This window comes from Psychrobacter sp. T6-4 (genome assembly GCF_052258425.1).
Classification (GTDB): Bacteria; Pseudomonadota; Gammaproteobacteria; order Pseudomonadales; family Moraxellaceae; genus Psychrobacter.
The window spans coordinates 38,262-51,046 of the sequence record NZ_JBQQEZ010000013.1; the positions used below are offsets into that span (position 1 = coordinate 38,262).

Here is a 12,785-nt window from a genome sequence, read left to right on the forward strand (position 1 = left end):
TACTTTTCAGCAATTGAGACCTACAATATGAGTCAGATTCACCAGACAGCAATCATCTCACCATCCGCTACGATTGATGACACTGCTGTCATAGGACCTTATTGCATAATAGGGGACGAGGTGAGTATCGGCGCGCACACCACACTGCATCGTCATGTTGTCGTATCCAAATTAACGCGCATTGGTCAGCACAATCAGATCTATCAGTTTGCGAGTGTCGGCGAGGATTGTCAGGATTTAAAGTACGATGGCGAGCGCACTTGGCTTGAGATTGGTGATTATAATACGATTCGTGAAGCCTGCAGCTTACACCGAGGAACGATACAGGATAAGGGTTTGACCAAGATTGGTAGTCACAATCTATTGATGGTCAATACTCATGTGGCGCATGACTGCATTATTGGTGACCATAATATATTTGCCAACAACGTCGGTATTGCAGGACATGTTACTATTGGTGACCATACTATCATTGGCGGCAACTCAGGTATCCACCAGTTTTGCCGTGTTGATGATTATAGCCTCGTTGGTGGCGCAAGTTTAATCCTAAAAGACGTGGCTGCTTTTACGATGGTATCTGGCAATCCTGCAAGCGCTCACGGTCTAAACATCGAGGGCATGCGCCGCAAAAACTGGCCCAAAGAAACCATAGATGTACTACGTCAAGCCTACCGCGTCATCTATAGGTCGGGCCTGACTACCGTACAAGCGCTTGAGATATTGCATAAAGACCTGCTGCCACAAGAGCCAAAGATTCAACTGCTTATAGATTCCTTGCAACACAGCCAACGCGGCGTAGTACGATAAAATAGATTTTTTTATAAAATTGTCACCTTGTAGTTTTTGATAGCCATGACCTAGCGTTATGGCTTTTTTGTGTTTATGAGTTCTTGACTTTTTGTAATGATTAGCAGAAACTTCCTAGTCATGTACTGTTACTTATTTTAACCAATAGCTGACTTGTCGTCTCTTTAAGTATCTAGCCTTTATCAAGTGAAATAACTCAAAGGGACTTGCAAGCAAATTTAGGAGTGCTTTATGGCAGAGCCAAGAGAAAGTTGGTCCAGCCGAACTGGATTTATTCTAGCCGCTGTCGGTTCAGCAGTGGGACTGGGCAATATATGGCGGTTTCCCTATGTGGCCTATGATAACGGCGGCGGGGCATTTATGGTGCCTTATCTTATCGCCTTATTAACCGCAGGTATTCCTCTACTGTTTTTGGACTATATCATTGGTCACAAATATCGCGCAGCCGCGCCCCGTGCTTACAAAAAAATGGTGCCCTCGGCGCAATTTGTTGGGTGGTGGCAGACGCTAGTGTCGTTCGTAATTGCTATTTATTATGCCGCCGTCATCGTTTGGGCGGGGAGTTATATGTTCTTCTCGTTTGGGCAAAAATGGGGCGAGGATACCACAACCTTCTTTGTCAGCGACTTTGTGCAGCATACAGGGGAGCTTACCTCAGTATTTGTACCCCAGATGTTCACAGGTCTTATCATCGTATGGGCCGTTGCTATCTTGATTATGTTTGGCGGCATCCGTAAGGGTGTTGAGCTTGCCAACAAAATCTGTATTCCGCTGCTTATTGTACTGTTCGGTATCATGGTGGTTAAGGCGATCACTTTGCCAGGCGCAATCGTTGGTATTAACGCCTTCTTTGAGCCTAACTGGGTCAAAATGCAAGATCCAAACGTTTGGCTTGCTGCTTATGGGCATGTGTTTTTCTCCTTATCAGTCGGCTTTGGTATTATGGTCACGTACGCCTCATACCTTAAAAAGAACACCAACTTAACCGGCGCAGGCTTAGTGGTTGGTTTTGCCAACTCCTCGTTTGAGCTTATCGCTGGTATCGGTATCTTTGCCGCGATTGGTTTTATGGCGATGTCATCAGGCCAAGATGTCGCAGAAGTCGCTAGTGGTGGCGTTGGACTGGCGTTCTTTGTCTTTCCAAAGATACTGTCATCTATGGGTTCAAGCGGTGATTTTGTTGGTTTCTTATTCTTTGGCTCACTAGTGGTCGCGGGTATCAGCTCACTGATTAGTATCTTAGAAGTCCCGATCTCTGCCTTTCAAGATAAGTTTGACTGGTCTCGTAAAAAAGCCGTCGCTGCGATCGTTGGCGTCTGCGCCGTTATCTCAATCTCAGCGTTCTCTACTGGTAGCTCATTAGTACTCGTTGACGTGATCGATCACTTTGCTAATAACATCGGTATTGTGGCAGGTGGCCTCATGTCAATTGTTTGGGTGACTTGGTTTAACCGTAACAAGATTCCAGGTTTGCTGGCTCATATCAACCGCACTTCAAGCATCAAGCTTGGCGGCGCTTGGGTATTTATGTTGACAGTCATCACGCCAACAGTACTTACCATAGCCTTAGGCCTAAAGTTCATCAACCTAATTCAAGAGCCTTATGAGGGTTACTCTACTACTATCCTCTTACTGTTTGGTTGGGGCGTGGTGGTCTTCTTTGGCTTAGGGGCGTTCATACTCACTCGTATGAAAGGTATTCATGACGCTGAAGATGATAAATCTCGTGCGTTAGATGATGCCCGTAGATAACGGCTAGATCACATACAATAGGAGTATATTATGAGTACCTCAGCGATTATTTTTATGATTATCTCAATGCTACTAATATGGGGCGGATTGATTGCCGCTATTTTGCATCTAAGAAATCATCCTGACATTCCAATGAGTCAGCTACCTGATGATGATATTTACTAAATTAAGTAAAACCATCTAATAAAAACGCCAGTCAATGAGAGTTGACTGGCGTTTTTGCATCTATCTTAAATAAACAGTTATCTTAAATAAACAGTATGCACCAAAAATAAGAGCTGTTTTGATTACCAACAAGAGCTGTTTTGATTATCTTAGATTAAGCTTAGGAACGCTCTGTCCGCGCTTGCTATAAAATTCAGTGACAAACTCATCGAAAGTATCGGCTTCGATAGCGTCTCTGATACCTTGCATCAAGCGCTGATAATAGCGCAAGTTATGAATGGTAGCCAACTGCGCGCCCAGCATCTCTTTACATTTATTCAAATGATAAAGATAAGCACGGCTAAAGTTTTGGCAAGTATAGCAGTCGCACTCAGGATCGAGTGGGCCTGTATCCTCTCGGTACTGACTGTTTCGAATACGCACGACGCCGACGTTTTGAGGATCGCCTGTGACAAAGTAATGACCGTTTCGTGCATTGCGAGTAGGCATGACGCAATCAAACATATCGACGCCGCGGCGCACTGCTTCAACGATATCCTCAGGCTTACCGACACCCATCAGGTAGCGCGGTTTGTCTGCGGGCATAGCATCTGGAATGTAATCTAAAACATCCATCATCTCATCTTTTGGCTCACCGACAGACAGACCACCGATAGCGTATCCGTCAAAACCAATCTCAAGCAGGCCATCGAGCGATTGCTGGCGCAAATCTGGGTACATACTGCCTTGAATAATACCAAATAGAGCATTGGTGCTCCCAAGGTTTTGATGCTCATCAAGGCAGCGCTTGCCCCAGCGCAATGACAGCTCCAAGGACTCTTTGGCTTCTGCGTGAGTAGCCGGATAGGGCGTACACTCGTCGAACTGCATAACAATATCTGAGTTGAGGCTGTACTGAATCTGCATGGATTTTTCAGGAGACAAAAACACTTTAGCGCCATCAATAGGCGACTTAAAGTTGACACCTTCTTCAGTGATTTTGCGCATCGCGCCAAGGCTAAAGACCTGAAAGCCGCCAGAATCGGTTAAGATAGGCTTGTCCCAATGCATAAACTTATGCAAACCACCGAATTTGTCGATGATATCAGTGCCTGGGCGTAGCCACAGATGAAAGGTATTGCCAAGGACGATATCTGCGCCAATCGCTTCGATGTCGCGCGGTAGCATACCTTTGACGGTGCCATAAGTCCCTACAGGCATAAAGGCGGGCGTCTGTACGTCACCATGATTAAGATGCACAGTTGCGCGGCGCGCACGCGTCTGTCCGCTTGCGGTTTTATGTAATACAAATTGCATAGAAGGATCACTACCCAGTCGATAAAAATGACGCTAATTATATCATTACTGAGTATTTCTAGGGGCTTGGATGTTTGTATGAGATTGGGTATAAACCAAAAAATACAAACGGTACCTTCTAGTCTGCAAGTTTAGTCCTACTTAAAATAACAGACAGAGGCTCCGCCAGCTTGTACAGTCATTAGCATACCGCTGACAATTTTTAGCGTAATGATGGTAACGACAGTACTTAAAGATGATTGAGCACTTAAAAAATGATTGTTATTGGGGATTGAGCATGAAAGCCGCTATATATGTATCGCTTGGCAGTTTACTATTTTTATCAGGAGCCGCTATGGCCGTTGAAGAGCCCGACTATACTGTACTATCACAAGACGATGACTTTGAGCTACGCCGTTATGCGCCGCAACTGGTCGCGCAAACGTGGGTAACAGGCGATCAAAAGGACGCGGGTAACAAAGGCTTTAAAGTCTTAGCCGATTATATATTTGGTAATAATACCGCGCCAAGTGGCGAGAGTAGTAAAATCAGCATGACCGCGCCTGTAAAAATGCAATCACCGCAAGCCGGCGCGTCACAGAAAATCGCGATGACCGCACCTGTCACTATGCAAGAAAATCAGCAAACAGACGGCAAATGGCGGGTACGTTTTGTGATGCCCAGTCAATATACGATGCAGACATTGCCCAAGCCCAATAACTCAGCGGTGAGTATTATTGAAGTTCCAGCGCAAACTTATGGCGTTATTAAGTTTTCAGGACTGACGGGCGAGACAAAGGTCGCGCGCAAAACTGAAGAGCTCAATACTTGGATGCAAAATCAGAATTTGACCCTGACATCTCAACCTGAGATGGCACGTTATAACCCGCCATGGACACTGCCGTTTATGCGCCGTAATGAGATTATGATTCGTTATGAGTAAGAATTTTAGATGAGTACAAAATCAAAAAAAGACAGCCGAAGCTGTCTTTTTTACGGGTACTAAATAAGTTTATGGGTTTTTTTGTTCACGAATGATACCCAGCATACGGCGTAGAGGTTCTGCTGCGCCCCATAATAACTGGTCACCTACCGTAAAAGCACCCAAATACTCAGGACCCATATTCAGCTTGCGCAAGCGTCCTAGTGCCACTGTCAACGTGCCAGTAACAGCGACTGGCGTTAAACGGTTGATGGTAGCTTCTTTATCATCTTCGACCACATCAAGCCATTGATTGTCACTGTTTTTGAGCGCCGCTTCGATTTCCTCTAATGGAATATCTTTTTTGAGCTTAATGGTGAGGCCCTGTGCATGACAGCGCATGGCACCGATACGCACGCACATACCGTCGATAGCAATGGTGTTATCAGCGTCATTACCTAAGATCTTGTTGGTTTCAACGCCGCCTTTCCATTCCTCTTTTGACTGCTTATTATCCATTTGTACATCGATATAAGGAATCAAGCTACCGGCGAGTGGTACGCCAAAATACTGCTGAGGAAAGTCTGTCGAACGCTGAGTGTCCGCTATTTTCTTGTCGATATCTAAGATCGCGCTGGCAGGATTGGCAAGCTCGTCCTCAACCGCATCGTGCAACACGCCCATACCGCTAATCAGCTCGCGCATGTTGTTAGCGCCAGAGCCGCTTGCCGCTTGATAAGTCATAGCGCTGACCCACTCAACCCAGCCTCTATTGAACAGCTCGCCGATAGCCATCAGCATTAAAGAGACGGTACAATTACCACCGATAAAGTCTTTGGTGCCATTAGCTAATGCATCATCGATGACATTGCGATTGACAGGGTCTAAGATAATAATACTGTCATCTTTCATGCGTAGCGTGCTGGCAGCATCAATCCAGTATCCATCCCAGCCACTATCACGTAGCGGCTGATGTACCTTTTGCGTATAGTCGCCGCCTTGACAGGTAATAATAACATCGCAGTCAGCGAGCGCTGCAATATCATGAGCATCTTTTAGTTGACCGGTCTCGATACCCTCAAAGTTTGGCGCATTGCCGCCTGCATTGCTGGTTGAGAAGAACACGGGTGTTATACCCTCAAAGTCATTTTCCGCTCTCATACGTTCTATTAGAACTGACCCTACCATACCGCGCCAGCCTACCAAACCTACTGTCAAATTGCTCATGAACCGCCTTCCTATTTTACGATTATTTATCATCATGCCAACCGATAACAATGCCGTCATTACTAACAAAAATCAAGGTATTTTATACTATTCGACTCATTTTATGCTTACTGAGCAGTATTTGCATCAATCTAAGTATTCAACAACCATGGATTTTATAAAGGATAATAGTATTGAGTGGAGCGATGTACGATTATCGTTAGCTCTTAGTCCTTATGTGTCGTTTTGATGACACACTAGGCTAAAAGGTAGGCGAGGGCGCTGTTAGATGATAAAGTATGCTCTAATAAATGACATCGCTTGTATGATGTTAGAGCGCTCTCTTATCACAATATGGACTATTTGATTCTATGGATTCCTCCATTTTATATTACGGCGTGCAAGTTTTGGCAGGATTCATCGCTTTTGTCACCGCTTGGGGCTGGCTGCCGCTTGATCATTGGTGGGTACGTGCAGTTGATTTTCCCCGTATCCAGATTCTGTTCTTAGGGATAGCTGCTTGGATTGGGATGCTAGTGTTTTGGCAGCAGTGGCAACTGGGCCAATGGTTGTTATTTATTGCGCTCACAGGCACGCTTGGGTTTCAGCTAAGAATGGTGCTGCCTTATACCAAAATATGGAAAAAAGAAGTACAAAAGGCTAAAGATAAACCCGAGTCGCACCAAGTCAAGATTATGGTATCCAATGTACTTACGCCTAATGATGACACGTATAAACTAGTCAATTTGGTTAAAGATAAGCAGCCTGATATTCTAATCACGCTTGAGTCTGACAAGAAATGGGAGCAGGCACTCAGCGTCGTCGAGGACGACTATCCTTATACTGTCAAAATACCTTTGGATAATCTATATGGCATGCATCTGTACTCAAAACTTGAGCTGATAGACCCTGAGGTTAAGTACTTGATGGTCGATGATATCCCCTCGATTCATACGCAGCTACGCTTGCAAGGCGGACGTGTAATTTGGCTTTACTGCTTGCACCCTATGCCGCCAAGTCCAACTGAGGCGGACAAATCAACGACTCGTGACGCTGAATTATTAATGGTCGGCAAACATATCAAAGAAAACGACCAAACGGCAATACTAGCAGGGGACTTGAACGATGTCGCTTGGTCAAAAACGACGCGGCGCTTTCAGCGTATCTCAGGCTTGCTTGATCCGCGTATCGGTCGACACTTTATCAACACCTTCCATGCCGATTATCCGTTCTTGCGTTGGGCGCTTGATCATATCTTTCACAGTGCTTGCTTTACTGTTGTTGATATTCAGCGCATGCCATCGGTGGGCTCTGATCATTTTCCAGTGCTTACTACACTCCAGTACGAGCCTGAAGAAGCGTCCAAGCAAGAGCAAAATGCGCCAACAAAAGACGCTGATGATATCGAGGAGGCAGATAACAAAATAGAGGAAGGCAAAAAAGAAGGTAAAGAGATGTCAGAAGCGCATGAAAAAGAGTCGAAATTAGCGCTGCCTCTCAATCCGTCATAATGTAGATGACGTACGCTTATGCTTACATAAAATAGGGCTTTTAGCAGCTAGGCGCGCCGCACAAAGTTGCCTAAAATAGCCCTATCAACACAAGGATAAGCATGGATGCAGTGTTGAGATACTAGCTTATGAGCAGGTCAGCCCACTGTCTTATACGTTATTATTTATGACTTAGGATGGGTCATCAAGGAAGTATTATAATAACAATATGAAGTATTGAGGCCCCAAACCCAATTGCCCTAGGTTTGGGGCTTTTCTTTGTGCGCTATTTAATACGCTTCATAAAATATCTACGCACTAAAAAGCACACCTCTATTTAAAGAGATGTGCTTTTTTTAAGTTAAAAAGGTCTAGATTATTCTATGACTTGAATATAAGAGCTTGCACGCAGCTCTTGTAACCAGTCCTCGCGCGCTTGCGGAGATAAACGCTGATACAGAGTTTGCCGCGCCATACTACGGCGATATTCATCACTAGCATCATAGTTACGCGTATCCTCTACTTTTAGGATATGCCAACCAAACTGAGTTTTAAAGGGTAGCGAGTAGTCACCAACTTCTGTATTCTTCATTGCCGCCTCAAACGGGCCGACAGTGTCTGATTCACTCACCCAGTCAAGATCGCCGCCACGCCCCGCTGAACCTGGATCATCTGAGTAGGTAGAAGCTAAAGCAGAAAAATCGGCACCAGCACGCAGCTGCTCATACAAATCATTAATCTTTTGTTCTGCTAAAGCGTCAGTTTGGAGCTCATCAACTTTGACTAGGATATGGCTGGTACGCCACTGTGGTACCATCACCTTATCACCCGATTTTTTGCTAGCAAGCTTGATGATGTCGATACCTTCAGGGGTCACTAATGGATCGCTCACTGCGCCAACTTCAAGCTTTGTGATCTCACTAGATAGTTCAGTAGGCAAGGATGCCGCTTTGTGAAAGCCCATATCACCGCCTTGTAGAGGGATAGGGTAATCGCCTTGTACCTCGTCAATGGCAGTATCGATATCTGCATTTGGTACTAGCAGGCGCGTGCGCAGCGCCTGTGCTACTTTTAGCGCTTCGTCGCGCTGCGCTTGTGACAACCTGCTGTAATCATCAATATATGGGATACGCACGTGAATAGTCTGGTACTCACTTTGGTTTAAGCGCTTGGCTTCAGGTGATGCCAAAAAAGCATCGATGTCTTGCTCACTGATACGTACGCGGTTATTGACTTGACGCGTTTGCAGCGCTTGAATAGCGGCGTCTTCTATTAGCTGGGCTCGAAGGGCTGCATAACTACCTGCTTGACTGGCGTCTAAGCGCTGCTGCAATGCTGCAATGCTGGTAACCCCTTCTGCTTGCGCAATTTGAGCCAAACGCTGATTGATAGCCGCGTCATCGGGTTTGATACCAACGCGATTGACTAGTGATAGTTGTAGCTCACGCAAAATAAGCGCGTTTAGTACTTCAGATTGGAGTTGAGGCGAGTTCGCTATCGGCGTTCCCGCTGCTCTAGCGCGCGCTTGAGTTTGGTTAATGGCATCAATGAGATCGCTTTTTAGGATAACATTGTCATTGACTAAAGCGATGATACCGTCTGAGCTACCTGTAGTAGACAAGCGAGCGCTATTAGTTTGAGCGCTACTAGTTTGAGCGCTACTAGTTTGAACACTTGCTTGAGTAGATGTCGCTGGCATTGCAGTCGTTTCAGATATGGCCGCTTGTGCACTTATGCCTAAACTCATGCCCAAAGATAAGAGTACAGCGCGATTGGTCTTCGTTAAACAAAAAAATCTCATGATGTTCCTCATCAATGTCATCGAGTTAAATAGTCTGACTTAACACTAAAAGTGCAGATATGGCGATAAGTGTAGTCTGTTGCATCAGATCAGTGCTGCATATATAAACAGGCTATAAATATATATTAATCCTTCCAAGCATTTTCTACTGGCTCAAAACCCAATACCTTTTCAGAGAGCAGGCGAGTCAGGCGTCCGCTACTGCTGCCTAAGCCATTGAGTCTAACCTCAGCCATCACCGCTTGCGTAGGTTTGTCGGTAATGTTTAAGTCATTATAATAACGACGACCATAAACCGCAAAACCAAAACAGCAGTCCTCATAATCGATACCGATTAAAGAATCGAGAACTTTATCACGGCGATAGTCGTATTGTCCTTGTGCAAGCACGCGCCAGTTATCGCTCACAGGAAAGATAGCTGATGCTGTGAATGCCGATAGGGGCAGCTGATCGGTATTATCATCACGTTGGCGCTTTACGTAGCCGATATTGAACAAGCTATTGTTTGAGGGCTGAAAACGTAGCTCAGTGGTAAAGTAATTAAGATCATAGTCGCTAGTTAGTGCGCCGCTCACATCGACCCAAACATTATTGTAAGGCTGAGCGCTGGTATTCCAGACCAGTCCTGATGATGAGGCGTTAAAAAGGGACGTCTCATTATCTAAAGTAACGCGGCCATCATCGATATAAAACTGCTCTGCAATGCTACCATCAAAACGTGTCACACCCGTTGCATCGATGTAACGATAATTGACGCCTGGGGTAATGGCATGCAAATCTTGCAAGCGATCTTGTCCCAAAAACCAGCTATCTGAAAACAGCTGCTCATAGTTGATAGAGGCGATACGAGTATTAAAGTTAGGAATGTCGTTCTGAGCTTCAAAAGGAGAATAGGTGTATTTAAGTCTAGGACTTAAGAGCTGATAGCCGCCCATCGTGTCATCAAATGCGCCAAAGGGAGAGCCGGCTTGATAAAAATTTAACCCAGCATCGATACTTGCCTGCGGCACAAATACCGACTGACGGCCTTCTTCATCAGTCAGATCGTTGTCATCTAGGCTGTCCTCATCATATGAGGTATATAGATGCTGCAAGCTAAGTTTGGGCTTGATATAACCCCAAGGTTTTTGCATAGGATAAGCGGCGCTAAGTTTGTTATAAAGGCGCACGCCACTTTTTTCATTTTCAGAGCCATCATCGATAGATTTTTTGAAGTAAGCAGAATCGTGAACCCCAGTGATGTCAAAATTCTCAGCCCAAGGCAGCCTGTAATTGAGCGATAACTGTGGCAGGCGCGAATAGGGCTTGTCTTTGTCCTGTAACGGTTCACCATTACTATTGAACGCATCTAAAGTCTGAAAGGTCTCAACTTTAACTTCGCCATTAACATAGTCATTGTAGTAATTTAAGCGGGCGCGGCGCGGTAAGTTCAAGGTATTATCCGATAGCCCTAAAGTATCAAAATCATCGAGATACTCTTCATCTGACACATAACTATAAGTAGCGTCACCATTTAGGCGCGGAATGCTCGTAGAGGACCAGTAATGATCATAAAAAAAGCTGCTACGATCCTCACCATTGAACTCTTTGTCATTTGGCAAGTATGAGCCGTTAAAAATCCCCTCGCCATAGTCTGCGGTCAAATAGCGAAATTCGCCAGAGAGCATAGGATTACGATTGGTATAAAGGTGGGTGTTAATCGTCGCGTCGTAATTGGGAGATAGGTTGAGATAATAAGGCACATCAATCTCAAGACCGCTTTCGCTACCAATACTAGCACTTGGCAACAAAAACCCGCTACTGCGCCTGCTATCGATAGGGAAGTTAAAATAAGGTAAGTAGAATACGGGAATGTCAGCGACCCTAAAGGTCGTATTATAAGCTTCGCCGCGACCTGTATCTGTATCCAAATCAATACTAGTCGCCTCTAATTGCCATTTGCGATCAGTTGGCGGGCAAGTGGTAAACATCACTTGATCAAGCTCGTACTGGGTATCATTGGGACGGTTTAACTGCTTGGCATAACCATGTGCTTGTAGTGGTACGCTGGCGAAAGCAACGCCGTAAGCAGTCGCTTGAGAGTTGTTAGTATTATAGGCTAAGCTATCTGCTACGCCAATAAGTCCGCCGCTAGTCGCCTCGTCAGTCAGAGATCTTCTAGTATTTGGCAGGCGGGTATTGGGTGTTTGCGTATTAGGAGTCGCCTGATCAGTGAATAGCACATTGCCTTGAGCGCCAGCCACATTATTGGTTAGATCCAAGACGATTTTGTCCGCTTCTATATGCTGCGCACCTTGATCGATAATGACATTGCCCGACAGCTCGGCATAATCGACATTATCATAATAGCCGTAATCGGACTCAGCGTAGAGCGTCTGATCTGCGACGTCTGGGTCTTGACTGATATCTGTATTATTTACTCGCTGAGAATTAGGATTGCTTGTAGGATAGACCCATTGCCCCTCACAGCGCTGACTACTATCTATAGCGCTGGGTAACAGCTTTAGATCAGTGCCTAATTGCCGCAATGGTCGGCGCGCGCTTTGCTCGCTACTCTCTTGTTGGTTTACAGCTAAAGTATTAGGATCTAGATCCATACTGGTAGACGACGAGTTTATAGACGTTTTATCATTATTATCAGGCGTCAGCTCATAAAACTCCGCCAAGCGCTGCAAGCTGTCTTGAATGGTCTCATCGCTCACATCAATCGGCGTATTATCTGGTTTGGGTTTTGCAAGACTTTGAGAGGGGCTTGCAACAGGGGTAGATGTCCTCTGTGCTTGGCTGACATTGTCATTTATTTGAGTAATTTTAACATTATCAATGCCATCGTTGTCTTGAGATAGATCAGTGAGCACGCTGTCGTCATTGCTATATATAGTATTGTCAGCAAAATCGCCATCGACAACAATCATTGCATCACTGCTATCAGACCCACGGCTGCTAATGCTAGGACGTTCAATACTTGCGTTATCTTTGTTTGCTATTGAATCTGGTTCAGCCGCGGTAGCAACCAAACTCGATAACCCTAAGGCGCCAAATAAAATCAGACGAATGCTTTGGTAGAGCGGAGAATATAACAAGGGCACACCTATGATTGTCGAGCCTATCGAATAAATATGAATATCGAGATGCTAATAAGCCTATCATGATAACCATACTTTGCAGACTGTGCTATATAAAGTTTAGAAGTAGCCTATTATAATGTTGCAGGGCAAGACCGTTTTATCGGTTATAAAAGTGCTTTGATATGGTCAAAAAAAACCAAATCAGCTACACTGTTTAGCGCAATTTAGCGCTCATTATCTAGATAAGAGCATTAAAACGCTTGATAATACCTATCAATGACCACCTATTTTAGCAAGTA

General features: G+C 45.0%; 9 protein-coding genes. 5 read left to right on the plus strand and 4 right to left on the minus strand.

Going from position 1 to position 12,785, the window contains the following annotated elements:
* Positions 1 to 27 precede the first annotated feature (27 nt).
* The 3 genes from lpxA to ACTXGE_RS10040 all read left to right on the plus strand — a co-directional run bounded on the left by lpxA (position 28) and on the right by ACTXGE_RS10040 (position 2,724).
* Positions 28 to 807, plus strand: a complete 780-nt coding sequence (lpxA, locus tag ACTXGE_RS10030; RefSeq protein ID WP_443541460.1) for an acyl-ACP--UDP-N-acetylglucosamine O-acyltransferase — start codon at positions 28 to 30, stop codon at positions 805 to 807.
* Between the two features lie 231 nt (positions 808 to 1,038).
* Positions 1,039 to 2,559 carry a sodium-dependent transporter gene (locus tag ACTXGE_RS10035; protein WP_443541461.1) on the plus strand — a complete coding sequence of 507 codons (1,521 nt, stop codon included), beginning with the start codon at positions 1,039 to 1,041 and terminating at the stop codon, positions 2,557 to 2,559.
* Between the two features lie 30 nt (positions 2,560 to 2,589).
* Positions 2,590 to 2,724: a methionine/alanine import family NSS transporter small subunit gene (locus ACTXGE_RS10040; RefSeq protein WP_317199697.1), complete on the plus strand. Its 135-nt coding sequence runs from the start codon at positions 2,590 to 2,592 to the stop codon at positions 2,722 to 2,724.
* 144 nt (positions 2,725 to 2,868) lie between these two features.
* Here ACTXGE_RS10040 and tgt read toward each other — a convergent pair whose 3' ends face one another.
* Entirely contained in the window at positions 2,869 to 4,020 is a 1,152-nt protein-coding gene (tgt, locus tag ACTXGE_RS10045; protein WP_317199698.1) for a tRNA guanosine(34) transglycosylase Tgt, read from the minus strand.
* Between the two features lie 277 nt (positions 4,021 to 4,297).
* Between tgt and ACTXGE_RS10050 the strand changes: the two genes are divergently transcribed.
* On the plus strand, positions 4,298 to 4,942 hold the full coding sequence (locus ACTXGE_RS10050; RefSeq protein WP_443541462.1) for an SOUL family heme-binding protein: 645 nt from the start codon (positions 4,298 to 4,300) through the stop codon (positions 4,940 to 4,942).
* Positions 4,943 to 5,011: 69 nt separating this feature from the next.
* On the opposite strand, the gene asd is transcribed toward ACTXGE_RS10050, so the two are convergent.
* Positions 5,012 to 6,148 (minus strand): aspartate-semialdehyde dehydrogenase, encoded by a 1,137-nt coding sequence (asd, locus tag ACTXGE_RS10055; protein ID WP_443541463.1) that lies wholly within the window; start codon positions 6,146 to 6,148, stop codon positions 5,012 to 5,014.
* Between the two features lie 350 nt (positions 6,149 to 6,498).
* On the opposite strand from asd, the gene ACTXGE_RS10060 reads away from it, so the two are divergent.
* A complete protein-coding gene (locus tag ACTXGE_RS10060) occupies positions 6,499 to 7,638 on the plus strand; it encodes an endonuclease/exonuclease/phosphatase family protein (RefSeq protein ID WP_443541464.1) in 1,140 nt (379 codons plus the stop codon).
* A gap of 355 nt (positions 7,639 to 7,993) precedes the next feature.
* Here ACTXGE_RS10060 and ACTXGE_RS10065 read toward each other — a convergent pair whose 3' ends face one another.
* Both ACTXGE_RS10065 and ACTXGE_RS10070 read right to left on the minus strand, forming a co-directional pair.
* Positions 7,994 to 9,418, minus strand: coding sequence for a peptidylprolyl isomerase (locus tag ACTXGE_RS10065; protein ID WP_443541465.1), 1,425 nt, complete (start codon positions 9,416 to 9,418; stop codon positions 7,994 to 7,996).
* Positions 9,419 to 9,543: 125 nt separating this feature from the next.
* A complete protein-coding gene (locus ACTXGE_RS10070; protein ID WP_443541466.1) occupies positions 9,544 to 12,501 on the minus strand; it encodes an LPS-assembly protein LptD in 2,958 nt (985 codons plus the stop codon).
* Positions 12,502 to 12,785: the final 284 nt, after the last annotated feature.

What these genes read in the sequence shown, in the direction of transcription:
- tgt (WP_317199698.1), bottom strand. Translation starts at nt 4,020, where the DNA reads ATGCAATTTGTATTACATAAAACCGCAAGCGGACAGACGCGTGCGCGC.
- asd (WP_443541463.1), bottom strand. Translation starts at nt 6,148, where the DNA reads ATGAGCAATTTGACAGTAGGTTTGGTAGGCTGGCGCGGTATGGTAGGG.
- ACTXGE_RS10060 (WP_443541464.1), top strand. Translation starts at nt 6,499, where the DNA reads ATGGATTCCTCCATTTTATATTACGGCGTGCAAGTTTTGGCAGGATTC.
- ACTXGE_RS10040 (WP_317199697.1), top strand. Translation starts at nt 2,590, where the DNA reads ATGAGTACCTCAGCGATTATTTTTATGATTATCTCAATGCTACTAATA.
- ACTXGE_RS10065 (WP_443541465.1), bottom strand. Translation starts at nt 9,418, where the DNA reads ATGAGATTTTTTTGTTTAACGAAGACCAATCGCGCTGTACTCTTATCT.
- lpxA (WP_443541460.1), top strand. Translation starts at nt 28, where the DNA reads ATGAGTCAGATTCACCAGACAGCAATCATCTCACCATCCGCTACGATT.
- ACTXGE_RS10035 (WP_443541461.1), top strand. Translation starts at nt 1,039, where the DNA reads ATGGCAGAGCCAAGAGAAAGTTGGTCCAGCCGAACTGGATTTATTCTA.
- ACTXGE_RS10050 (WP_443541462.1), top strand. Translation starts at nt 4,298, where the DNA reads ATGAAAGCCGCTATATATGTATCGCTTGGCAGTTTACTATTTTTATCA.